This is a genomic window from Streptomyces sp. AC602_WCS936 (assembly GCF_019049125.1).
Classification (GTDB): domain Bacteria; phylum Actinomycetota; class Actinomycetes; order Streptomycetales; family Streptomycetaceae; genus Streptomyces.
Window position 1 is genome coordinate 38,483 of the sequence record NZ_JAGMUF010000066.1, and the last position, 22,244, is coordinate 60,726.

Here is a 22,244-nt window from a genome sequence, read left to right on the forward strand (position 1 = left end):
ACGGTGAGCGCGGCACGCCGCGCTCACCGTGTCGCGCCCCGTGCGGCGCCGACCAGGAGAGGGGCAGACCGGTGGGAAGCGCTCCGGTCCCTGGGCGTTCGCGTCCGGTGGAAGAGTCGTCCGGCACCGATCCGGGGCGCGTGCCGGAGCTGCTGGTGCTGGGATGCTCGGTGGCCGCGGCGGCCGCCGCCGTCGCCCAGCCCTTCGTCCTCGGCCGCACCCTCGATCTGCTGCTGGGCGGGAGCGACGCCGGTCTCTGGCTCGCGGCGAGCGTCGCACTTCTCGTCGGCGAGATCCTGCTCGACTGCCTCACCGCGTTCCTGACCGGCCGGTGCACCGCCGACTGGACGGCCGCCATCCGCTCCCGCGCACTGCGCGGGCTCCTGTACGCCGTGCCGGACACGGCCCGCGCGCACCCTCCCGGGGACGTGGCGACCCGGCTCACCCTCAACGCCTCGGACGCGGGTGCCGCACCGGCGGCCGGGGCGGCTCTTGCGGCCTCACTCGTCACACCGGCCGGCGCCCTGGTCGCGCTGGCCGTCGTCGATCTGTGGGTCGCCGCGTGCGTCCTCGTCGGGTTGCCGGCCCTCGCCCTGCTGCTGAGGGCGTTCGCGCGGGACACGGGGGTGTCGGTCGGGGCCTACCAGCGGGTGCAGTCGGACATCGCTTCCCGGCTGCTGGAGGCCGTCGAGGGCGCGGAAACCATCGCCGCCGCGGGAACCGCCGCCCGTGAACGCGACCGCGTGCTGCGCCCGTTGACAGAACTGGGAGCGCTCGGTGAACGCATGTGGAGACTGCACGGGCGGGCGCTGGCCACCGGTGGTGTCCTCGTTCCGCTGCTGACCGTGGCCGCCACCGCCGTGGGCGGCCTCCGGCTCGGCGCGGGCGCGCTCAGTGCCGGCGACCTGCTGGCGGTGATCCGGTACGCCCAACTGGCCGCGGGGATCGGCGGCGCGGCCACGCTGGTCGGCGCGGTGGCCCGGGGCCGCTCGGCGCGGGAGCGCACCCGGACCCTGGAGGAACTGCCCGCTCTCTCCTACGGAACCCGCACGCTCTCCCCTGGAGGGCCCGGGACACTGGAGTTGCGCGGGGTACGGGTGTCACGAGGCGGTACGGAAGTCCTGCGGGCGGACCGGGTGACGGTGCCGGGCGGCCGGACCGCCGCGGTCGTGGGTCGCAGCGGCTCCGGCAAGTCCCTCCTGGCCGCGGTGGCCGGCCGGTTGACCGATCCGGACCGGGGGCGGGTCCTGCTGGACGGTACGCCTCTCGATGCGCTGACCCGGCCGAGTCTCCGCGTCGAGGTGGGCTTCGCCTTCGCCCGTCCGGAACTGGGCGACCGCACCGTCGCGGAGGCAGTGGCCGCCGGCCCCCGCGCCGTCTCACCCGACCAGGTCCGGTCGGCCGTCCGCCTCGCCGGTGCCGACGCCTTCGTCAACCGGCTGCCGCAGGGGTACGACACACCGCTCGCCGACGCGCCGCTGTCGGGCGGCGAGTACCAGCGCCTGGGGCTGGCGCGGGCGTTCGCGCACGCGGGCCGGGTGCTGGTCATGGACGACGCCACCTCCAGCCTCGACACCGCCACGGAGCACGCGGTGGAACAAGCTCAGCGGCGCTCCCCCTCCGTGATCACCCGCCTGGTCGTCACGCACCGTCCGTCGGTGGCGGCACGGGCCGATCTGGTGATCTGGCTGGAGGACGGACGGGTCCGGGCGGTCGGCCCCCATCGGCGGTTGTGGCGGGAGGCCGCCTACCGGGCGGTGTTCGGTGCGCTGGAGGAAGGCGACGGAGCGTCCATCGCCGAGGCGCCCTCCAAGGGGCGGGCCGGCGCGCTGGAGAGGGAGCCACGACCATGACGCCCGCCGCAGAACAGGGGGTCGCGGCGGACTCCCGCCGCGGCTCGGGAGCGGAGCACCGGCTCGGGCCGTCCGCCCGTCGTTTCCTCGCCGGACGCAAGGGCGTGCTCGCGCGGCTCGCGGCGTGGTCGGTGGCGGAGTCGGTGCAGACCTTCCTGGTCGGCTACGGCGTGGCGCAGGCCCTCGACCGCGGATTCCTCGCCGGTGACACCGTCGCGGGACTCGGCTGGCTGGCGGTCGCCGCCGGTGCGGTGCTGCTGGGAGCCCCGGTGATCAGAGGGGTCTTCGCCGAGCTGGCCGGGCTGACGGAACCGTTGCGGGACCGTCTCGTGCGCCGCGCGGTGGACCGGTCGCTGGCCCGCGCCCTGTCCCGGCCCGGTGGCGGGGACCGCGCGGCCGTCTCACGGCTCACCAACCAGGTGGAGATGGTGCGGGACAGCTTCGCCGGTCTCGTGCTCACCCTGCGCTCCTTCGTCTTCACGGCGGCCGGGGCACTGGCCGGACTGCTCTCGTTGCACCCGGCTCTCGTGCTGGTCGTCGTGCCACCGCTGGCCGGAGGCGTGGCCCTGTTCCTGCTGACGCTGCGTCCGATGGCGGCGGCCCAGCGGCGGGCCCTCGCCGCGGACGAGGCGCTGGGCGACCACGCCGCGCGAGTCCGGAAGGCGCTGCGCGACGTCACCGCGTGCGGAATCCTGCCGGAGACGTCGCGGGACGGGGAACGCCTCGTCGCCCGCGCCGCGGCGACCTCCCGTGTCCTCGCCCGCTGGGCCGCGGTACGGGCCCTGGCGCTCGGGGCCTCGGCACAGCTGCCCGTGCTGCTCCTGCTGGTGGCCGTGCCGTGGCTGCGCGCACAGGGCGTCACCACGGGCGCTCTGCTGGGGGCGTTCACCTACCTCGCGCAGGCGCTGCTGCCCGCGGTGCACTCCCTCGTGACCGCCATCGGCGCGGCGGGGAGCCGGCTGCTCGTCGTCCTCGAACGGTTCACCGGCCCGGAGGCGAGCCCGCCCGTCGCCGTCGCGCCCCCGCTCGGGCGGCGGGCGGGCCTCCCCCGCCCTCCGGCTCCGGCACGGTCGCAGGCGGCCGCCGCCGCGGTGGAGCTGTGCTCGGTGACCGTGCGGTACGGGGCTCGGGCGGAGCCGGTTCTCGACGCGCTGGACCTGCGCGTGGAGGACGGCGAGCACGTGGCCGTCGTCGGCCCCAGCGGCATCGGCAAGTCGACCCTCACCCGGCTGATCGCCGGCCTGTGCGTGCCGCAGACCGGTACCGTGCGGGTCGCGGGCCGGGAGGTCACCGGCCGACCTCCGGCGGAACTCCGCGCGCTGCGAGTCCTGGTCCCCCAGCAGGCGTACGTGTTCACCGGGACGGTCCGCGACAACCTGACGTACCTGCGGCCCGGCGCCTGTCGGGCCGACATCGAGGCCGCCGCCCTGGACCTCGGCGCGGCGCCCCTCGTCGAGCGGCTGGGCGGGCTCGACGCGGTGCTGCGGCCCGAGGACCTGTCGCAGGGCGAGCGCCAGCTGATCGTGCTGGCGCGCGCGTACCTGTCCACGGCCCGGCTGCTCCTGCTCGACGAGGCGACCTGCCACCTGGACGCCGCGTCGGAGGAGCGCGCCGAGAAGGCGCTCGCACGACGCCCGGGAACGCTGCTCGTCGTGGCCCACCGCATGTCCTCGGCGGTCCGGGCCGACCGGGTCCTGCTCCTGGACGGCGTGCGGGCGGCGTTCGGCACGCACGAGGAACTGCTCGGACGCTCCCCCCTCTACCGCGATCTGGTGGGGCACTGGAGCCGCACCTGAGCGTGCGGGGGGGGCGGGCCGGGCGCTCGTCCGCCCCGCCCGCCGTCACAACCAGCCGGCGCTCTGGACGATGCGGATCGCGTCCACGCGGTTGCGTGCCCCGACCTTCCGGATCGCGCCGGCCATGTAGTTGCGGACGGTTCCCCGGGACAGGTGCAGGCCGACGGCGATCTCGGCGACGGACGAGCCCCGCGCGGCCTCGGCCAGGACGCTCAGTTCGCGGGCCGTCAGCGGCATCTGCGACGCCCCCAGCAACGCGACCGTGAGCCGTTCGTCGAGGAAGCGTTCCCCCTTGGCCACCGTGTGCACGGCGTCGACCAGCCGCCGCGCGGGCGCGTCCTTGTCCACGAAGCCGAGCACGCCCGCGTCGAAGGCCCTGCGCAACACCCCCGGCCGCTCGGGCGCGGCGAGGACGACGAGGCGCGCCCCGCACCGGTCCCAGAAGGACGCACGGGCGACTTCCTCCCGCGGCCCCTCCAGACAGTCCCCGTCGACCACGCAGACGTCCACGGGTAAGTCGTGGTCGTCCGGTTCGTCGCCGCGGGCCGGCATGGACGACACCTCGAGTCCGTCGGCGGACCGCAGCAACTGCACCAACGCCGACCGCAACAGCGCGGCGTCGTGCACCACGAGAACACGGACCATGTACAACCCCCTGCCTTCCCCGGTTGCCCCTGCGGACCACCGGGCTCGTCCCCCAGTCCCCCAGCCGTCTGCCCCTGGGCACCGTCCCAGAAGCACGGAGTCCGGCCGCACCGGAGTCGAAGCGATGCCAACGCGCCGTTCTCGACGCCCGGAAGGCGGCCCGGGGCGAGGCGGGAACCGGCCGGAAACACTCCCGTGGCGCCACCGCGCCCTCGGGGCGCGTCCGAGGGGCGGTGCGCGCTTTGGCTGCTCCTGTCGGGTGCCGTGACGGCGGATGCCCGGCGGGCGGGGCGGCACTGCGAGGTCAGGCCGTGGTCACCGGAGCGTCACAGACTCAAAACAGGCGAAGTGAATGTGGCTCGAACGGCCCGCCCGCTCGGGCTTCCTGGGCGTGCACCGGTACGGCCGCCGTGTCACTGGATCAGCGAGTCCGCGGCGATGACCACGAGCCCGATCAGCATGTCCGCGACTCCTGCCCGGCAGGAGGCCGGCCAGCCGAGCCCGGCGGTGCGGGCCGCCGAGACTCCCAGGCCGAACAGGGCGACGGTGTTGAACAGCAGGGCCACTTCGGCGGCCGTGTCCTCGCTCCACCACTGAGCCTGCGCGCCGAGCAGGAGCAGCACGGTGGGCAGTACGGCGGCGACCAGCGGCCACTCGGCGAGCACCGCCCGCGTCCTGCCGTGCCCCGCCGCTCCTTCCGTGGAGGCCCGCTGGGCGATGACGTGCGCGTACCCGTGGGCGGCGCCCGAGGCCAGCGCGGTCAGGAGTACCCACAGCGCGTCCTGGCCGGGATCGGCCTCCTCCCCCGGCACGTCCAGCGCGGCCACCAGTGCGCTGGCCAGCACCAGACCGTAGATGCCCCGGAACAGCCACCGCTCGGCCAGTCGTGGCCGCAGGCCACCCGTCGGTGCGGTGGCCTCGGGACGGACGTGGTCGGCACGGTCGGGCATCGCATCGCCTCGGTACGAGTGGGAATACTGGGTCGCTCCATGCTCACCCGGCACGTCTGCGGGCGACGTGATGCCACGCGGGCCGGACACTCACCGGTGACCGCCGCTCGGATACCGAGCGGGGCGAGTGGGCGTCGTCCGGCCGGACGGCGAAGGCCTTGACGATGGCTGAACGGCCTTCCATACTGACGGCCAAATCGATTTGGCCAAATCGATTTGGCTCCCCGTCCGGGGCCGGATCGCGGCTGAAACCCCAGCGTTGTGCCCGTACGCCCGAACGGAGCCCGAGCGTGTCCGATCCCCGCAAGAGCCGGCCCGGAGCCGGCCAACCGCCCACACCCGGCCGGACGGCAGCCACCGACTTGTCCGGCCAAGCAGTCGCCGTCGACCCCACCGGGACCGATCATCCCGGTGCGGCCCGTGACAGCGACACCGCTGCGACCGGTGCCCGTCCGGCGCCCCACCCCGTCGACGAATCGCGTCCGCTCCTGCGGATCGTGCTCTTCGGCATCCAGCACGTCCTCGTCATGGCCGCGACCCCGATCTCGGCGATGTTCCTGATGAGCGCCACCCTCGGGCTCGGCGCCGAACTGACCGTCCAGCTGCTCTCGGCGGCCTTCGTGCTGTCCGGCGTCGGATCGCTGATCCAGTCGCTGGGGCCCTGGAAGTTCGGGCCGCGGCTGCCGTTCGTCATGCTGCCGGGCGGGGCGCCGCTCATCCTGTTCCTGTCCATCGCCGACCAGCACGGGCTGCGTACCGCCACCGGCGCGGTGATCCTCACGGCGGCGTTCTACTTCGTCGTGCTGCCGGTCTTCTCCCGGCTGCTGAGGTTCTTCCCCGCCCTGGTCATCGGCACCATGATCGTCATCGTGGGCGTCAACCTGGTGAAGGTCGGCGCGGTGCTCGTCACCGGGCGACCCGGTACACCCGGCTTCGCCGACCCCTCCAACCTCGGTCTCGGCATGGCCACGATCGGGTTCACCGTCGCCTTCTACCTGCTCTTCACCGGCATCCTGCGCCAACTCGCCGTGATGATGGGACTGCTCGCCGGCACCGCGCTCGCCGGTGTGCTGGGCGCGATCGACGCCGGGAGCGCCGGGGGCGGCGGTCTGTTCAGCGTGCCGGAGCCGATGCCCTTCGGCTCGCCGGTCTTCAATCTCGTCGCCGCGCTGCCGCTGATGCTCTACAGCCTGGCCTCCATGGCCGAGGCCACCGGGCAGACCGTCATCAACGCCGAGGCCGTCGGCAAGGACATCGACCCGCGCACCGACGTGCCCAAGACCGTCCGCGGTGACGCCTTCACCTCCCTCCTGGGCGGGTGCTTCGGCCTGCCGCTCATGGTGACCAGCGGGGAGAACATCGGCATCGTCCGCGTCACCGGCGTCCGCAGCCGGTTCGTCACCGCCGCGGCCGGGGTCGTCCTCATCGTGATCGGGTTCCTCGCGCCCGTCAGCCGCGCGATCAGCGTGATCCCCTCCGCGGTCGTCGGAGGCACCGCCATGGTCGTCTTCGCCGTCATCACCGTGCTCGGCATCCAGATGCTGGGCCGCTCCGACCTCGACAAGCACACCAGTACGTTCATCTGCGCCGTCGCCCTGGCCCTGGGGCTGCTGCCGATCCTCGTGCCCGGGGTGTACGGCGGGTTCCCGCCGAACGTCCGCATCCTCCTGGAGAGCGGCGTCGCCGTCGGCGCGTTCGTCGCCGCCGTCCTCAACATCCTCTTCCACCACGTCCGTCCGGGCATCACCGCCCGGCTGACCGCAGCACGCACAGAAAGCGACCGATGACCCACTCCGAACGCGATCTCCTCGCCGCCCCCGGCCCGTTGCTCCTCGTGCCGGACAAGCTCCTGCTCCCCGAAGGGCCCGTCGACGGCTGGTCCGTCGTGGTCCGCGACGGCCGCTTCGAGGCCGTCGGTCCGGTGGAGGAGGTGCGGCGCGCCCACCCCGGCCTGCGGGCCGTGCAGTTGCCCGGCCGGCTGCTGATGCCCGGCTTCGTCGACGCCCACCATCACCTGACGCAGAGTTTCGGCGCCGCGCTCGCCTTCGGGGAGCCGTCGGAGATCTTCCGCCGGGTGTGGGTGCCGCTGGAGGGCGCGCTGGACGAGGAGTCGGCGTACACGGCGGCCAAGCTGGCCGCGCTGGAGGCGCTGCGCGGGGGCTTCACCACCGTCGCCGACGCCGGCACCCGCGCCGACGTGGACGTCGAGGTGGTCGCCTCGGCGGCGCGCGACGCCGGGATCCGCTGCGTCCTCGGCCTCGTCTGCAACGACGCCGACGAGGCCGGCGGCGGTGACGGCTCTCCTGCCGTCCTGGAGCGGGCCGAGAAACACCTCGCCCGTTACGACGGCGCCCCACTCGTCCACGCGTCCCTGGCCGTCTCCATCCCCGAGGCGGCCACCGAAGGGACCCTGCGCGCGACCGCCCGCCTGGCCGCCGAGGCCGGGGCCGTCGTACAGATCCACGTCAACGAGCACCTGGCCGGCGTGGAACGCTCCCTCGTACGGCACGGACTGCGGCCCCTGGAACACCTGCACAGTGTCGGCGCGCTCGGCCCCCAGCTGCTCGCCGCGCACGCCACGCTTCTCACGCCGCGCGAGCTGACCCTGCTCGCCGACACCGGAACCGCCGTCAGCTACAACCCCGTGGCCAGCGCGTGGAAGGGCAACGCGGTCGCGCCCGCCACCGCGATGGCCGAGCGCGGCGTCCGCTTCGGGCTCGGCACCGACGGCACCCGCGGTGACGGCTTCCGGCTCGCGGAGGCCGCCGAGTTCGCCCAGCGGCTGGCGTACGGTCTCGTCAACGGGGACTCCTCGTGCGGTGCCGGCTGGACCTGGCTGGAGCACGCCACCCGAGGCGGTGCGGACGCCGTCGGTCTCGGTGCCCGCACCGGCACCATCGCGCCGGACATGGCGGCCGACTTCCTCCTCGTCGACGTCGACACCCCGGAACTGGCGCTCTCCTGGGACCTGCCCTGGGAGCTCGTCCGCCGCGGCAACCGGGACCAGATCACGGCCGTCTTCGTCGCCGGGCGGCTGCGTCTGTGGCACGGCATGCCCGTCGACTGGGACGGTCCCGCGCTGGTACGGCGCGCGAGCGAATTCGCCCGCGCCGCCGTGGAACGGGCCGACGTGACCCGGGTGCACCCCACCTCCACGGCGGCACGCGCACTGCACCAGGCGGGGGAACGGGGCGCGGCACGGTGACGTTCGCAACGCTGGCGGTGCTCGCCGTCACGGTGGCGGTGGCCGCGTTCGTCCAGGGCAGCAGCGGCCTCGGCTTCGCCCTGATCGTCGCTCCCGTGGCCGGCATCATCGACCCGCACCTGGTCCCGGTCTTCGTCCTGGCGTCGATGATCCCGCTCAACCTGTACGTCGCCTGGCGGGAACGGGCGTCGCTCGATCTGCGCGGCGCGGGCTGGATCACCGGTGCGCGGCTCGCCGCCACCCCGGCCGGGCTGGCGGTGCTCTGGCTGATCCCGGAACGCAGCCTCGGTGTGTTCGTCGGCGTGGCCACCGTGCTCGCAGCCGTCGTGAGCCTGGCCGCGCCCGCGTTCACCCCCGGCCGGGCCGCCTATGTCGGCGCGGGCGCGGTGACCGGGCTGACCGAGACCGCGACCGGCGTCGGCGGGCCTCCGCTGGCGCTGGTCTACCAGCACCGGCCGCCCGCCGAACTGCGCTCCACCGTCGCCGCCTGCTTCCTCGTCGGGGAAGTGGCCTCCCTGGCCCTGCTGTTCGGCACGGGCCAGGCGCAGGCCGCGGAGCTCGGCCAGGCCGTCGTACTGCTGCCGGCGATCGCCCTGGGCGCGTGGCTCAGCCGTCTGGTGCACCACCGGCTGGACGCCCGCAGGACGCGCCTGTTCGTCCTGGTCTTCGCGCTGGTCTCGGGGCTCGTCCTGATGCTGGGAGTGTGACGGGCCGGTACCGTCCGGGTTCAGGCCCGGGCGGTACGCAGCGACGACGCGCGGGTGATCACCCGTGGTTCCGGGGACACCGCCACCCAGGGTGCGGCGGTGTCCCCGCGCAGCCGCCCCAGCAGCAGTTCCACGGCGTCCGACGCCGCGCGGTCCAGGTGCAGGTCGACCGCGGTGAGCGGTGGCTCGCAGGTGCGGGCGCGCAGGCCGTCGTAGCGGGTGACGACCATGACGTCGTCCGGTACGGCACGTCCGCTGTCGCGGATCGCCCGGACGGCGCCCACCGCGAAGGCGTCGACCAGCGCGCAGACGGCGTCGGTGCCGGGGTGCTCGGCGAGCAGGGCGGCGCAGCACTCGTACCCGGCCTGCTCACCGCCCGACTCGGGCACCTTCGCCACGACCGGCGTCCAGCCGTGCTCCTTCGCGCGCGCCTCGTAGGCGGCGACCGCTTCCACGGACGAGTGCCGGGAGCCGGCGCCCACGATCAGCGCCGGACGGACGGCGCCCTGCTCGCGCAGATGGTCCAGGAGCAGGTCCGCGACCAGGTGGCCGCGCAGGTCGACGTACGGGGCGTCCTCCTCGGGCGACACGGGCCGGCCGAGCGCCACGTACGGCAGTCCCCGCTCGCGCAGTTGGGCGGCCGCGGCGTCCTCGACGTCCGGTTCGACCACGATGGCCCCGTCGATGTCGACGGAGTACAGCGCCGAACCCGACTGCACGGGCGGCACGAGCACGAGCGCGTAGTCGTGGAGCAGGGCGCTCTCCGCCGCCGCGGCGGCGACCTCCATGTAGAACCCGAGCCGGGACGGCCCGCCCGCCACCGCGAACGGCATGGAGGAGGCGAGCGCGATGGCCTTCGCCTGCCCGCGCCGCAGCCGCTGCGCCCGCAGATTGGGCCGGTAACCGAGGTCCGTCGCGACCTGCCGGATGCGTTCGCGCGTGCGGGGGTCGACCTTGCCCAGCCCGTTGAGGGCGTGCGACACGGTCGTACGGGAGACCCCTGCGACGCGTGCGACGTCCGTGATCGTGGGCGGCCTCGGACCCGAGGCGGACGGAGCCATGTGGAACGGACACCCCTCACCGGCAGTTGTGGCTGACCCAGCCATCTTCGCCGATCAGCCTACGGCCACTGGTCGCGGGTGGTGGGCGGGCCGTCCCAGGGCGCCGCCTCCTCCAGCTGTGCCGCGAGGGCGAGCAGCACTCCCTCGCCGCCGAGGGGCGCGGCGAACTGCACGCCGAGCGGCAGGCCCTGGGCGTCGTGGCCGAAGGGGACGGACATCGCCGGCATCCCGGTGACGTTGTGGACACTGGTGAAGGCTGAGTACACGGAGGCGTGCCGGTAGATCGACTCCGGGTCGGATGTGTCCAGGGTGCCGAGCGGGGGTGTCGGCTGCGCGAGCGTCGGGCTGAGCAGTACGTCGACCTCGCGGAACGCGGCGCCGACGGCCCAGCCGATCTCCTGGGCCCGGCGCAGCGCGCGGCTGACGTCGGCGGCGGGCAGCGCCCGGTAGGTCTCGAGGAGGACCCGGGTGAAGGACTCCACGTCGTCGTCGGCCAGGGGCCGGCCGAGCTGGGCGAGGCGGGCGTCGATCTGTGCGACGAGGTCGGCGCCCATCAGTACGCCCGAGGTGCGGCCGACGTCGGCGGGCCGGTAGCGGGCGGTGGTCTCGACGACCTCGTGGCCGAGGCGTTCGCACAGCAGGGCGGCGGCGCGTGCGGCCCCGGCGCAGTCCGGGTGCACGTCGGGGCCGTCCGGCAGGTCGGTGAGCAGGCCGATCCGCAGCCGGCCCGGGTCGCGGCGGGCGAGTTCGGCGAAGGGCGCCACCGGCTGGGGTGCGGCGTACGCGTCGCCGGGCAGCGGGCCGGCGGCGACGTCGAGGAGCAGCGCGCTGTCGCGGACGGTGGTGGTGACGGCGTGGTGTCCGGAGACCAGGCCGGACAGGGTGGTGGGCCGGGGTGCCGGTGAGACGCGGCCGCGGCTGGGCTTGAGGCCGAAGAGCCCGCAGGCCGCCGCCGGGATGCGGATGGAGCCGCCGCCGTCGCTGGCGTGCGCGACCGGGACCAGGCCGGCCGCCACCGCCGCCGCCGAGCCTCCGCTGGACCCGCCCGGTGAGTGCTTACCGCTCCAGGGGTTGCGGGTCGGTCCGAAGAGGGCCGGTTCAGTGGAGGCGTTGAGGCCCAGCTCGGGCGTGTTGGTGGTGCCGAGGACGACGGCGCCGGCGCGGCGGTAGCGGGCGACCAGTTCGCTGTCGCGCCGGGCCGCGGGTCCGGCGAAGAGGCGGCTGCCGCCGGTCGCGGGCAGGCCCTCGACCTCGGTGCCGAGGTCCTTGACCAGCATGGGTACGCCGTGCAGCGGGCCGTCGGGCAGGCCGGCGGCCACTTCGGCGAGGGCGGCCTCGAACCGGGTGTGGATCACCGCGTTGAGGGCGGGGTTCAGCTTCTCGATGCGGGCGATGGCCTGCTCGGTGACGGTGCGGGCGTCGCTCTCGCCGTTGCGGACGGCGGCGGCCGTGGCGACCGCGTCGGGGCCCCTCACGCCACGTACGTCGGGGCCCCTCATGCCACGTACCCGGCGGGCTTGCCCCAGGTCTCGCGGCGGGTGGTGCCGCGGTCGACCAGGACGCAGCGGGTGCCGGTGAAGTTGGTCGGCATGCACTTGTTGCAGTGGATGCACAGGGACGGCGTACCGGCGTCCTCCCGCAGCCGGTTGACCAGGTCGGGTTCGCGCAGCAGGGCGCGGGCCATGGCGACGAACTCGAAGCCCTCGCGCATCGCGAGGTCCATGACGGGCTTGTCGGTGATGCCGCCGAGCAGGATCATCGGCAGCTTCACGGCGGCGCGGATCTGCCGGGCGTCCTCCAGGAGGTAGGCGTCCCGGTAGGGGTAGCTGCGCAGGAACCGCTTGCCGACCGTCTGGACGCCGAGCTTGATCGGCTGCGGCATGATCGCGGCGAACTCCTTGAGCGGTGCGTCGCCCTTGAAGAGGTACATGGGGTTGAGCAGGGAACTGCCCGCGGTCATCTCCAGGGCATCGACCGTGCCGTCCTGTTCGAGCCACTGGGCCACCGGGATGGCTTCGTCGAGCCAGAAGCCGCCGGGGACGCCGTCGTCCATGTTCATCTTCGCGATGACGGCGATGCGCCCGCCGACCGCGTCGCGGACGGCCCGCATGATCTCGCGGGCGAACCGGGCGCGGTTGGCCAGGCTGCCGCCGTAGGCGTCGGTGCGGTGGTTGACCTTGGGGCTGAGGAAGGAGCTGGCCAGGTAGTTGTGGCCGAGGTGCACCTCGACGGCGTCGAAGCCGGCCTCGATCGCGCGGCGGGCGGCCTCGGCGTGGGCCTCGGTGATGCGGTCGATGTCGGCGAGGGTCGCCTCCTGGGCGAAGGACAGGGTGGTGGCGTGGAAGTGCCGGGACGGGGAGAGGGCGGGGGCGCCGTTGCCCTTGGGGTTGGCGACGGGGCCGCCGTGGCCGATCTGGGCCGAGACCGCGGCGCCCTCGGCGTGCACGGCGTCGGTGAGGGCCCGCAGGCCGGGCATCGCCTCGTCCGTCCAGTGGATCTGGTGGCGGTCGGTGCGGCCCTCCTTGGCGACGGCGCAGTAGGCGACGGTGGTCATGCCGACGCCGCCTCGGGCGTAGGCGACGTGGAAGTCGACGAGGTCCTTGGTGACCAGGGACTTGTGGCTGAGGCCCTCGTAGGTGGCGGCCTTGATGACGCGGTTGCGCAGTTCGACGGGGCCCAGCTTGGCGGGGGCCAGCACGTCGGGGGCGGCCGGGGTCTGAGGGGTGGCGGGGCTCTGCGGGGCGGCGGGGGTCTCGCTGGTGGTCACGGGGTGTTCCTCCTCGGTTCGGCGTGGTGGCAGGCGATCCGGTGGCCGGGGCGGAGCTCCCGCTGGGCGGGCTCCTCGGCGGCGCACCGTTCGGTGGCCAGCGGGCAGCGGGTGCGGAAGCGGCAGCCCGACGGCGGGTTCAGGGGTGAGGGCAGTTCGGCGGCCGGTGTCCCGGCGGCGGTGCCGGCGGGTGCGGCGGGGTCGAGCTGTGCCTCGGGGAGGGAGGCGAGCAGGAGCCGGGTGTAGGGGTGGGCGGCCTCGTGCTGCATGTCGTCGGAGGGCAGTACCTCGCAGACCTTCCCGAGGTACATCACCATCACGCGGTCGCTGATGTTCTTCACCACGGACACGTCGTGCGCGATGAAGACCATGCTCAGCGAGCGCCGGCGGGCCGTTGTTTCCAGCAGGTTGAGGATCTGCGCCTGGACCGACACGTCCAGACTGGAGACGGGTTCGTCGCAGATCAGTACCTCGGGGTCGAGCATGAGTGCGCGGGCGATGCAGACCCGCTGGCACTGGCCGCCGGAGAGTTCGTGCGGTCTGCGGTCCCGTACGGTCGCGGGGTCGAGACCGACGTCGCGCAGGGCGGCGTCGACACGGGCGTCCTTGTCGCGGGTGTCGCCGCCGTCGCCCCAGATCGACGGGCCTTCCCACACCAGGTCCTTGACCCTGCGGCGGGGGTTCAGGGCGGAGACCGGGTCCTGCATGATGATCTGCATCCGGGCGCGGGCGCGGCGCAGTTCGCGCGGGGCGAGCCCGGTGAGGGTGAGGTCGCCGAGGCGGACGGTGCCGGAGTCGGGCGGCGGCAACTGGATCAGGGAACGGCCGACCGTGGACTTGCCGCAGCCGGACTCGCCGAGGATGCCGAGGGTTTCGCCCGCCGCGACCTGGAGGGAGACGCCGGAGACGGCGTGCACCTTCTGACCGCGTCCGGCCGGGAACTCCACGACGAGGTGCCGCGCCGACAGGGCGGGGGCGTCCGGGGTGGTGGTCATACGGTCGCCTCCTCGGTGGCGTCCAAGGGGTGGTGGCAGGCGACGACTCCCCCGGTGTCGCGGTCACCGGCGTATCCGGTGAGCGGCGGGGCCTCGGTGGCGCAGCGGTCGGTGGCGGTGGCACAGCGCGGGGCGAAGCGGCATCCGGCGGGCGGGTGCAGCAGGTTGGGCGGGCGGCCCTCGATGGTGGGCAGCAGGGTGTGCGGGGGCAGGTCGAGGCGCGGGATGGAGGCGATGAGCGCCCGGCTGTAGGGGTGCCGGGGGCGGTCGAAGACGGCGGCCGTGTCCGCGTACTCGACGAGGCGGCCCGCGTACATCACCGCGACGCGGTCCGTGCGGCCGGCGACGGTGGCGAGGTCGTGGCTGATGAGGACGGTCGCCATGCGCAGTTCCTCGGTGAGCGAGCGCAGCAGATCGAGGATCTGCTTCTGCACGGTGACGTCGAGCGCGGTGGTCGGTTCGTCGGCGATGAGGAGCCGGGGGCCGCAGGCGAGGGCCATGGCGATGACGACGCGCTGGCGCATGCCGCCGGACAGTTCGTGCGGGTACTGCCCGGCCCGCCGGGACGGTTCGGGGATGCCGACCTGGCGGAGCAGGTCGACGGCCCGCTCGCCCGCGTCGGCGCGGCTGAGACCGAGGTGCAGCCGGAGGCTCTCGGTCAGGTGGGTGCCGACCTTCTTGACGGGGTTGAGGGAGGTCATCGGGTCCTGGAAGACCATGGCGACGTCGGTCCCCCACAGGGCGCGCCGCCCGGCGGGGCTCAGGGCGTGGACGTCCTTGCCGCCGATGAGGACCGTGCCGGACACGGTGGTGCCGGGGCCGTCGGTGATCAGCCCCATGAGGGTGCGGCCGAGCACGGACTTGCCCGACCCGGACTCGCCGACGATGCCGAGGGTCTCGCCCTCGGCGAGGGTGAGGGACACGCCGTCGACGGCCCGCACGGGCCCGCGGGGCGTGTGGAAGGCGGTGCGTACGTCGGTGGCGGTGAGCAGCGCGGGCGGGGTCACAGTTTCACGCTCCGGGAGTCCCAGCGTCCGCGAGCCTTCTCGCCGACGATGTTGAAGGCGAACACGGTGAGGAAGAGGAAGGCGCCGGGCACGAGGACGATGTGCGGGTGCTCCTCGAAGACCTGGCCCTCCCCCTCGGCGATCATGTTTCCCCAGGTGGGTTCCGGCGGCTGGATGCCGAGGCCGAGGAAGCTGAGGGAGGCCTCGGCGACGATCAGCACCGAGATCATCACGACGGCGAGGGACAGCACCGGCAGCAGCACGTTGGGCAGCAGTTCGCGCAGCAGGATGCGGGAGCGGGTGGCGCCCATGGCGCGGGCGGCGACGACGAACTCCCGGTTGGCGTAGGCCATGGTGGTGGCGCGGGCCAGGCGCACCATGCCGGGGATCGTGAGCAGTGCCAGGGAGAAGGCGACGTTGCGCAGGTGCGGTTCCAGGACGGTGGCGAGGGCGATGAGCAGGATCAGCGGGGGCACGGCGAGCAGGGAGTTGGTCGCGATGCCCACGGCCCGGTCGACGGTCTTCTGGAAGTAGCCGGCGACCATGCCGATCGCGCCGCCGATGACGGTGCCGAGGGCTACCGCGGACAGGGAGATCAGCAGCGAGGAACGGGCGCCGTAGAGGGACCTGGCGAGCAGGTCGAGGCCGAAGGCGTTGGTGCCGAGCGGGTGGGCGCCGGTGAACGTGGGGGTGGCGAAGACGGGTTCGGCGACCGTGCTCGCGACGTCGCGGTCCTCGGCGAGCGGCAGCCACGGGGCGCACAGGATCGCGAGGCCGAGCAGCAGCAGCCAGCCGGCGCCGAACCAGAACACGACGTCGAAGCCCGGGCCCGCCCACCGTTTACCGAGCCGGGAGGCGCCGGCGAACAGCAGGCCGAGGCCGAGGAGGGCGACGGCGGCCTTGGCGGGCGTGACGAGTTGGGGTGTGGTCGCGCCGAACACCAGCAGGACCAGGCCGACGACGGTGAGGCCGACGCCGACGAGCAGGGGCGGCGGGAAGGCGGTCCGCGTACGCGGAGCGATGTCAGACATGGACACGTCGCGTCCTCGGGTCGAGGTAGCCGTAGGAGAGGTCGATGCCGGCGTTGATCACCACGTAGATCACGGCGATGGTGAGCACGGCGCCCTGGACCATCGGGTAGTCGCCCTGGCCGGCGGCGTTGACGATGAGGGTCCCCATGCCGGGCAGCGAGAAGAGGTACTCGACGACGACGGTGGAGCCGATCAGCCGGCCGAGGCTCAGGCCGAGCAGGGTGACCAGGGAGAACGAGGAGGGGCGCAGGGCGTCGGTGAACAGGATGCGCAGCGGGTGCATGCCCTTGGCGCGGGCAGCGAGGATGTAGTCCTCGCGGAGGGTGACGATGAGGTCGCCGCGCAGGACCCGGGTGAACATGGCGAGTTCGGCGAGGGCGACGGTCAGGGCGGGCAGGAAGGCGTGGTGCAGGTTGGCCGGCAGGTCGCCGTCGCCGATCCGCACCCACTCGGAACGGGGGAACCAGCCCACCGAGTTGACCATGACCAGGATCAGCAGCAGCCCGGCGAGGAAGCTGGGCACGGACAGCACACCGAAGGTGCCGGCGCTGATGACCCGGTCGGCCACCGAGCCTTCCCGATACGCCGACCACATGGCGAGCGGCACCGCGATCAGCAGGGCGATGAGCAGGCCGAGCGCCGCGATCTCCAGGCTGACCGGCAGGGCGGACAGCACCCGGTCGGTGACGTCGCTCTGCGGCGGGACGACGGACCGGCCCAGGTCACCGGTGAGGACGCCGCCCAGCCAGTCGAAGTAGCGGCTGACCAGCGGCTCGTCGAGGCCGAGTTCCGTGCGGAGCGCGGCGTACTCGGCGGGTGCCCGGCCGGCCCCGAGGATGTCGACGGCCGGGTCGCCGGGCATGAGGACCACCAGGGAGAACACCCCGATGCTCGCGATGAACAGCACGCCGACGAGTTCCAGCACCCGAAGGGCCAGTCGGCGCAACGCGGCGGGACTCATGGTTCTCCTCCAGATCTGCCCGGTGCCGTCGGGCCGGGGGCGGCGGGCGTGGCGGGAGCGGCGGGATTCACTTGCCGATCCAGGCCTCGCCGAAGAGGGCCATGTACTCGTCGGTCGGCACGATGCCGTGCACGTTCTCGCCCCAGGCGGTGAACGCGGCGCTGGCGCCGAGGTTGACGAGCGGAACGTCCTCGTTGAAGAGCTTCTGGATGTCGTCGAGGACCCGCTGGGTCTCCGCCTCGCCCTGCGCGCCCTGCAACTCGACGAGGAGGCGGTCCATCTCGGGGTTGGCGTAGCCGCCGGGGTTGCCGTAGCTCTTGGAGTTCAGGACGCTCTGCAGACGGTGGTAGGGGTCGCTCTCGGAGACGCTGGCCGCGCCGCGGCTGATGTCGAAGTCGTGCTCGACGTAGGTCTTGGCGGTCCGGTCGGCGATGGAGGAGACCAGGTCGAGCTCGACCTTGAAGCCGACCCGTTCGAGCATCGCCTTGGTGACGACGGCCTTGGCCCGGGAGACGGGGTCGGTGCCGTCCATGTAGGTGATGGTGCCGTCGTAGCCGTCCTTCTTGGCCGCGGCGAGCAGCTGCTTGGCCCGGTCGAGGTCGATGCCGATCGGCTCCACGTCGGAGTGCCAGCGCGACTCGGGCGGGAAGATCTCCTGACCGGGCAGGCCCTTTCCGTCGTAGGCGCGTTCGGTGTCGAGGGCCGGGTCGAGGGCCAGGGCCATGGCCTTGCGGACGCGCAGGTCGGCGCCGGGCCGGCCCTCGCGGGTGTTGATGACGACCATGTTGCCGAGCCCGGTGAGGGTCAGCTCACCGGGGTGGCCCTCCTTCACGGCGTCGTCGACGACGTCCGGGCTGCGCATGTACACCACGTCGGCCGTGCCGTCGTTCAGTGCCTCCAGCTTGGCGCGGTCGGCCTGCGGCCAGGTGAAGCGCAGGGCGTCGAGGTACGGCTCGCCCTTCCAGTAGTTCTTGTTCGCCTTGAGGACCATCTCCTCCTGCGGCGCGTACGTGCCCAGGGTGAAGGGGCCGGCGCCGATCGGCTCGAACGTCTTCCCGTCGTACGCGGCGGGCGCGACGATCATGCCGGGTGCCTGGGCGAGCATCGCGGGGAAGGTGGCCCAGGAGTTGCGGAGGGTGAAGACGACGGTGGAGTCGTCGGTGGCCTCCATCTTCCCGAGGTTGGGCGCGAGCAGGGCCGTGTCGGCGCCCTTGTTCTCCTGGTACCACTCGATGCTGCCGACGACGGCGTCGGCGTCGAGCGGGGTGCCGTCGGAGAACTCGACTCCGTCGCGGAGCTTGAGCGTCCACGTCTTGGCGTCGTCGGTGGACCGAAGGGATTCGGCCAGCCACGGTTCGTACGTGTTGGCGGCGGTGTCGTAACGCATCAGCACGTCGTAGACGGCGGCGAGCGCGGAGCCGCCGGAGGCGCCGGTGGCGTAGGTCGCCGCGGGGCTGAGGCTGCGGGCCTCGGCGTAGTCGGCGAAGTGCAGGGTCCCGCCGCGGACCGGCTCACCCGCTTCTGGCTGCTTGCCGACCTTGCCGAAGGTGTAGCGGCCGCGTTCGGTCTTCTGTTCGCCGCTGCCGGCGTCGTCGGGCGAGACGCATGCGGAGGTGAGCAGTGCCGCGGCGGCCAGGGCCGCGGCCAGGCGGGCTCGCGCCCGTGGTGCTCGCTTCATGGTGTCCTCCAGGTGTCCGGTGGCGGGAGCGGAGACGAACCGGGGCCGGATCGGGTGGGGGGACGCTACGGCGGGCGAAATCCGGCCGACGTGACGCATCCCACTCACCGGGAGCCCGCCCTTGCGCGGCCCGTCGGTGCGGCGCGGCGGTTCTCCCGGCACCGGCGTCGTGGCACGGTGTCCCGGTGACCGGAACCGGCGGGGAACGCGCCCGCTCCCCGGCCGACACTGGCCCCGACCGCGATCACCAGTGGAGTTCCCGACGCACCAGGAGTCCCCGATGCCCAGCGACACGGACCACCGCTCCGCCGCCCGCGACCGAGCCGATCGGCTCACGGCTCCCGGCGGGCGGTTCGAGCTCATCGACGACGACGTGCTGGGCACCCGGCTGCCGGTCTTCGCCCACCGGCAGCGGGCCCTGCACGAGGTACTGCACGCCTCCGTCGCGTACGGCGACCGCACCTACGTCGTCACCGCGCGCGAGCGCCTCACCTTCGCCGAGCACGCCGCCCGGGTGTCGTCGCTGGCGCGCGTGCTGAGTGAGGAGTACGGGATCTCGCGGGGCGACCGGGTCGCCATCGCGGGCGCCAACTCGCCGGAGTGGATCCAGACGTTCTGGGCGGTGGTGTCGCTGGGCGCGGTGGCGGTCGGTTTCAACGCCTGGTGGTCCGCGCGGGAGACGGAGTACGGCTTGGAGAACGCGGAGCCCGCGCTGGTGGTGGCCGACGCGAAGCAGGTGGCGAAGCTCAGTGGCTGCCCGGTGCCGGTGCTGTCCCTGGAGGACGACGTCCGCCGTTTCCTCACCGCGCATGTGGACGCGCCGCTGCCGTCCGCCGACGTCGCCGAGGACGACCCGGCGGTGATCCTGTACACCTCCGGCACCTCGGGGCGTCCCAAGGGCGCCGTGCACACCCATCGGAACCTGCTGGCCGTCGTGGAGTACCACCGTCTCAACGACGCCCTGCTGCTGGAGTACGGCGATCCGCTGGCGCCCGAGGACCGGGTCTACCTGCTCACCCTGCCGCTGTTCCACATCGCGAGCCTGCACAACCTGGCCGTGCCGCGCCTGGCCACGGGCAGCCGGATCGCCCTGCACCAGGGCGCCTTCGACGCCGACGCGGTCCTGGGCATGGTCGAGCGGGAACGCGTCACCAACTGGGGCGCGGTGCCGACGATGGCGCACCGGCTGCTGGAGCACGGCCGTGCCGACCGGTACGACACGTCGTCGCTGACGGCGTTCGCCCTGGCCTCGGCGCCGTCGTCGACGGAGTTCAAGGAGCGCCTGCGCAAGGAGCTGCCGTTCGCGAGGAACTCGCTGGTGGACAGCTACGGACTGACCGAGTCCTGCACTGCGGTCGCCGCGGCGAGTCCGCAGGAGCTGGCGGTGGCGCCGGGCACGCTGGGCCGGCCCGTCACCGGGGTGCGGCTGGAGATCCGGGGGCCGGGCGGTGAGGTCCTCGGCGAGGGCGAGGAGGGTGAGGTGTGGGCGCGCAGCATGTACAACATGCGGGGCTACTGGCGTGACCCCGAGGCCACCGCGAACGCCTTCGACGCGGACCGCTGGCTGCGCACCGGGGACCTGGGGTGCCTGCGGGAGGGCCGACTGTACCTCAGCACGCGCCGTTCTGACCTCATCATCCGGGGCGGTGAGAACGTCTATCCGGCGGAGATCGAGACGGTCCTGAGTGAACACCCGGCCGTCAGGGAGTGCCTGGTGATGGGTGTGCCGCATCCCGACCTCGGGCAGGAGGTGGCGGCCGTCGTGGTGCTCCGCCCCGGGGCGGCGGTCACTCAGGAGGAGCTGCGGGAGTACGCGGCGGGCGAGCTGGCCTACTTCAAGGTGCCGAAGCACTGGCGGCTGACCACCGACGCGCTGCCGCGGAACGCGACGGGGAAGGTCGTCCGGCGCGCGGTGCGGGTCTGACGCGGACTTGAAGACGCCCCCGGCCGCCGTGTGCGGTCGGGGGCGCGGTGGTGAGGGACGACGCCGGAGCGCGACTCAGAAGTCCTCGGGTCCGCGCAGCACCGTCTCGGCGCCGCCGTCGACGTAGAGCACCTGGCCGGTGATGTGGCTGTTGTCCTCGGAGGCGAGGAAGAGCACGGTGCGGGCCACGTCCTCGGGCTGGAGGTAGCCGTTGAGCGGCATGGGCACCGCCGCGTCCATGACCTTCTTCATCTCCGGGTCGTCGAAGATGTCCGCGCTCATCGGGGTGAGGACGATGCCCGGTGCCACCACGTTCAGGGGGATGCCGGCGCCGGCCCAGCCGTCGGTGACGGCGGTGCGCCGCGCCCACTGGGCGAGCGCCGCCTTGGAGGAGGGGTACAGCTGCCGGGCGCGTCCGTCGGCGACGGCCCGGTCGGCGTGGGCCAGGGCGGCGGGCTCGTCGGCGGCGAGGCAGGCGGCGACGACGTCGGAGTCGTGGGGCTGGGTGCCGGAGATGGAGCCGATGAGGAGGGCCCGGGGCTGCGGGGCGGCGGCGAGGGCCGGGCGCAGGGCGGTCACGAACTCGGTGGTGCCGAAGTAGTTCACCGTGACCATCGCCGGTCCCGGCACCGAGGTGCCGGCGCAGGTGACGACCGCGTCCACCGCGCCGCCCGCCGCCGCGACGGCCCTCTCGGCGGCCGCGGCCCGACCGTCCGGCGTGGACAGGTCGGCGTCGATCTCGGCTCCGCGCAGGTCGACGCCGATGACGCGGTCGCCGCGGGCGCGGAGCATGGCGGTGAGGGCGGCGCCGATTCCCGAGCCGGATCCGGTGACGACGACGTTGCGTGGCATGGGGTACTCCTGGGTCTGCGGCCGGTGATCTTGCCGCACCGTAGCCGCGTGTCGCGGCGGGGGCCGGGCGCAGTCCCGGTGACCGGACGGGCCCCGGCGTCCTGAGGGGGTGTCACGCTCGACTGTCCTCGAGGACCGGTCCGAGCAGCAGGCGGCAGGCCAGCCGGATGCCGTCCTGGGCCGCCTCGGGCGACGAGCGTTCGTAGAGGACGGTGGTGAGCAGGCCGTACCAGGCCTGCTCCAGGATGCGGACCACCCGGCGGTCCCGCTCCCCGGGATCGGTCACTCCCGCGGTGCGCAGCACCAGGTCGGCGAGGATCTCGTCCGTGCCCCGGGACGGTCCGCCGCCGACGGCGAGCGCCGCGTTGTTGGCCTGCATCATCGCGAGCGCCAGCCTGGGTTGTTCGAACAGCTGCCGGCTCGCGCCGGTGAGCAGGTCCGTCACGGCGTCCACCGGCCCGGTGCCCGGCGCGGGCGGCGGGGTGTCGGCGGCGAGGCGCAGCACCTGGGCGCGCATGACCGCGGCGAACAGGTGGGTCTTGGACGGGAAGTAGCGGTACAGGGTGGCGATCGCGACGCCGGACTCCCTGGCGACGTCGTGCATCTGCATCCGTTCGAGGCCGTGCCGGGCGCCGAGGCGCGCCGCGACTCGCAGGATGCGGGCGTAACGGCGGTGCTGTGCGGCGGAGTTCGGGTGCGCGGGGGTTCTGTCGCCGGTCATCCGGGGCACGGGGGGGGTGTCCTTCCGTCGGCCGCCGATCGTCTCGCGCGCGGTACGGACCGGGTTCGGGCGTTCCGTTCAGTGGGACCCG

General features: G+C 73.6%; 18 protein-coding genes. 6 read left to right on the top strand and 12 right to left on the bottom strand.

Annotated elements, in window-relative coordinates:
* Positions 1 to 107: 107 nt before the first annotated feature.
* Positions 108 to 1,853 (top strand): ABC transporter ATP-binding protein, encoded by a 1,746-nt coding sequence (locus KUM03_RS22025; RefSeq protein WP_308406379.1) that lies wholly within the window; start codon positions 108 to 110, stop codon positions 1,851 to 1,853.
* Positions 1,850 to 3,649, top strand: coding sequence for an ABC transporter ATP-binding protein (locus tag KUM03_RS22030; RefSeq protein WP_217251001.1), 1,800 nt, complete (start codon positions 1,850 to 1,852; stop codon positions 3,647 to 3,649). The genes KUM03_RS22025 and KUM03_RS22030 overlap by 4 nt, the downstream gene beginning before the upstream one ends.
* 45 nt (positions 3,650 to 3,694) lie before the next feature.
* Here the strand turns inward: KUM03_RS22030 and KUM03_RS22035 are convergent, their stop codons facing one another.
* The gene (locus KUM03_RS22035; RefSeq protein WP_217251002.1) at positions 3,695 to 4,294 is read right to left on the bottom strand and encodes a response regulator transcription factor; all 600 of its coding nucleotides are present in this window, start codon (positions 4,292 to 4,294) and stop codon (positions 3,695 to 3,697) included.
* Between the two features lie 413 nt (positions 4,295 to 4,707).
* A complete protein-coding gene (locus KUM03_RS22040; protein WP_217251003.1) occupies positions 4,708 to 5,244 on the bottom strand; it encodes a hypothetical protein in 537 nt (178 codons plus the stop codon).
* A 494-nt stretch (positions 5,245 to 5,738) separates the two neighbouring features.
* Here KUM03_RS22040 and KUM03_RS22045 point away from each other — a divergent pair, with 494 nt between their 5' ends.
* Genes KUM03_RS22045 through KUM03_RS22055 form a run of 3 tightly spaced genes read left to right on the top strand, consistent with a single transcriptional unit; the run spans position 5,739 to position 9,156 of the window.
* On the top strand, positions 5,739 to 7,031 hold the full coding sequence (locus KUM03_RS22045) for a solute carrier family 23 protein (RefSeq protein ID WP_217251412.1): 1,293 nt from the start codon (positions 5,739 to 5,741) through the stop codon (positions 7,029 to 7,031).
* On the top strand, positions 7,028 to 8,449 hold the full coding sequence (locus KUM03_RS22050) for an amidohydrolase family protein (RefSeq protein WP_217251004.1): 1,422 nt from the start codon (positions 7,028 to 7,030) through the stop codon (positions 8,447 to 8,449). The genes KUM03_RS22045 and KUM03_RS22050 overlap by 4 nt, the downstream gene beginning before the upstream one ends.
* On the top strand, positions 8,446 to 9,156 hold the full coding sequence (locus KUM03_RS22055; protein ID WP_217251005.1) for a sulfite exporter TauE/SafE family protein: 711 nt from the start codon (positions 8,446 to 8,448) through the stop codon (positions 9,154 to 9,156). Before KUM03_RS22050 ends, KUM03_RS22055 begins: the two co-directional genes overlap by 4 nt.
* Positions 9,157 to 9,176: 20 nt before the next feature.
* On the opposite strand, the gene KUM03_RS22060 is transcribed toward KUM03_RS22055, so the two are convergent.
* The 8 genes from KUM03_RS22060 to KUM03_RS22095 all read right to left on the bottom strand — a co-directional run bounded on the left by KUM03_RS22060 (position 9,177) and on the right by KUM03_RS22095 (position 18,656).
* Positions 9,177 to 10,217 carry a substrate-binding domain-containing protein gene (locus KUM03_RS22060; protein ID WP_217251006.1) on the bottom strand — a complete coding sequence of 347 codons (1,041 nt, stop codon included), beginning with the start codon at positions 10,215 to 10,217 and terminating at the stop codon, positions 9,177 to 9,179.
* 59 nt (positions 10,218 to 10,276) lie between these two features.
* A complete protein-coding gene (locus tag KUM03_RS22065) occupies positions 10,277 to 11,692 on the bottom strand; it encodes an amidase (protein WP_217251007.1) in 1,416 nt (471 codons plus the stop codon).
* A gap of 20 nt (positions 11,693 to 11,712) precedes the next feature.
* Positions 11,713 to 12,984: an NADH:flavin oxidoreductase gene (locus KUM03_RS22070; RefSeq protein WP_308406380.1), complete on the bottom strand. Its 1,272-nt coding sequence runs from the start codon at positions 12,982 to 12,984 to the stop codon at positions 11,713 to 11,715.
* Positions 12,981 to 13,979: an ABC transporter ATP-binding protein gene (locus KUM03_RS22075; protein WP_217251008.1), complete on the bottom strand. Its 999-nt coding sequence runs from the start codon at positions 13,977 to 13,979 to the stop codon at positions 12,981 to 12,983. The genes KUM03_RS22070 and KUM03_RS22075 overlap by 4 nt, the downstream gene beginning before the upstream one ends.
* Positions 13,976 to 14,986, bottom strand: coding sequence for an ABC transporter ATP-binding protein (locus KUM03_RS22080; protein WP_308406381.1), 1,011 nt, complete (start codon positions 14,984 to 14,986; stop codon positions 13,976 to 13,978). The genes KUM03_RS22075 and KUM03_RS22080 overlap by 4 nt, the downstream gene beginning before the upstream one ends.
* Positions 14,983 to 16,017, bottom strand: coding sequence for an ABC transporter permease (locus KUM03_RS22085; protein WP_217251009.1), 1,035 nt, complete (start codon positions 16,015 to 16,017; stop codon positions 14,983 to 14,985). Before KUM03_RS22085 ends, KUM03_RS22080 begins: the two co-directional genes overlap by 4 nt.
* On the bottom strand, positions 16,010 to 16,978 hold the full coding sequence (locus KUM03_RS22090; RefSeq protein WP_217251010.1) for an ABC transporter permease: 969 nt from the start codon (positions 16,976 to 16,978) through the stop codon (positions 16,010 to 16,012). The genes KUM03_RS22085 and KUM03_RS22090 overlap by 8 nt, the downstream gene beginning before the upstream one ends.
* 67 nt (positions 16,979 to 17,045) lie before the next feature.
* Complete coding sequence (locus KUM03_RS22095; RefSeq protein ID WP_217251011.1) at positions 17,046 to 18,656, bottom strand: ABC transporter substrate-binding protein; 1,611 nt, start codon at positions 18,654 to 18,656, stop codon at positions 17,046 to 17,048.
* A gap of 280 nt (positions 18,657 to 18,936) precedes the next feature.
* Between KUM03_RS22095 and KUM03_RS22100 the strand changes: the two genes are divergently transcribed.
* Positions 18,937 to 20,580 carry a class I adenylate-forming enzyme family protein gene (locus KUM03_RS22100; protein ID WP_217251012.1) on the top strand — a complete coding sequence of 548 codons (1,644 nt, stop codon included), beginning with the start codon at positions 18,937 to 18,939 and terminating at the stop codon, positions 20,578 to 20,580.
* 75 nt (positions 20,581 to 20,655) lie between these two features.
* On the opposite strand, the gene KUM03_RS22105 is transcribed toward KUM03_RS22100, so the two are convergent.
* Together KUM03_RS22105 and KUM03_RS22110 are read right to left on the bottom strand one after the other, a co-directional pair.
* On the bottom strand, positions 20,656 to 21,432 hold the full coding sequence (locus KUM03_RS22105; protein ID WP_217251013.1) for an SDR family oxidoreductase: 777 nt from the start codon (positions 21,430 to 21,432) through the stop codon (positions 20,656 to 20,658).
* A gap of 112 nt (positions 21,433 to 21,544) precedes the next feature.
* Positions 21,545 to 22,153: a TetR family transcriptional regulator gene (locus tag KUM03_RS22110; protein WP_217251014.1), complete on the bottom strand. Its 609-nt coding sequence runs from the start codon at positions 22,151 to 22,153 to the stop codon at positions 21,545 to 21,547.
* Positions 22,154 to 22,244: the final 91 nt, after the last annotated feature.

Excerpts from the sequence above, each read along its gene's own strand:
- KUM03_RS22030 (WP_217251001.1), top strand. The coding sequence starts at position 1,850 with ATGACGCCCGCCGCAGAACAGGGGGTCGCGGCGGACTCCCGCCGCGGC.
- KUM03_RS22035 (WP_217251002.1), bottom strand. The coding sequence starts at position 4,294 with ATGGTCCGTGTTCTCGTGGTGCACGACGCCGCGCTGTTGCGGTCGGCG.
- KUM03_RS22040 (WP_217251003.1), bottom strand. The coding sequence starts at position 5,244 with ATGCCCGACCGTGCCGACCACGTCCGTCCCGAGGCCACCGCACCGACG.
- KUM03_RS22050 (WP_217251004.1), top strand. The coding sequence starts at position 7,028 with ATGACCCACTCCGAACGCGATCTCCTCGCCGCCCCCGGCCCGTTGCTC.
- KUM03_RS22060 (WP_217251006.1), bottom strand. The coding sequence starts at position 10,217 with ATGGCTCCGTCCGCCTCGGGTCCGAGGCCGCCCACGATCACGGACGTC.
- KUM03_RS22075 (WP_217251008.1), bottom strand. The coding sequence starts at position 13,979 with ATGACCACCACCCCGGACGCCCCCGCCCTGTCGGCGCGGCACCTCGTC.
- KUM03_RS22085 (WP_217251009.1), bottom strand. The coding sequence starts at position 16,017 with ATGTCTGACATCGCTCCGCGTACGCGGACCGCCTTCCCGCCGCCCCTG.
- KUM03_RS22090 (WP_217251010.1), bottom strand. The coding sequence starts at position 16,978 with ATGAGTCCCGCCGCGTTGCGCCGACTGGCCCTTCGGGTGCTGGAACTC.
- KUM03_RS22095 (WP_217251011.1), bottom strand. The coding sequence starts at position 18,656 with ATGAAGCGAGCACCACGGGCGCGAGCCCGCCTGGCCGCGGCCCTGGCC.
- KUM03_RS22100 (WP_217251012.1), top strand. The coding sequence starts at position 18,937 with ATGCCCAGCGACACGGACCACCGCTCCGCCGCCCGCGACCGAGCCGAT.
- KUM03_RS22105 (WP_217251013.1), bottom strand. The coding sequence starts at position 21,432 with ATGCCACGCAACGTCGTCGTCACCGGATCCGGCTCGGGAATCGGCGCC.
- KUM03_RS22110 (WP_217251014.1), bottom strand. The coding sequence starts at position 22,153 with ATGACCGGCGACAGAACCCCCGCGCACCCGAACTCCGCCGCACAGCAC.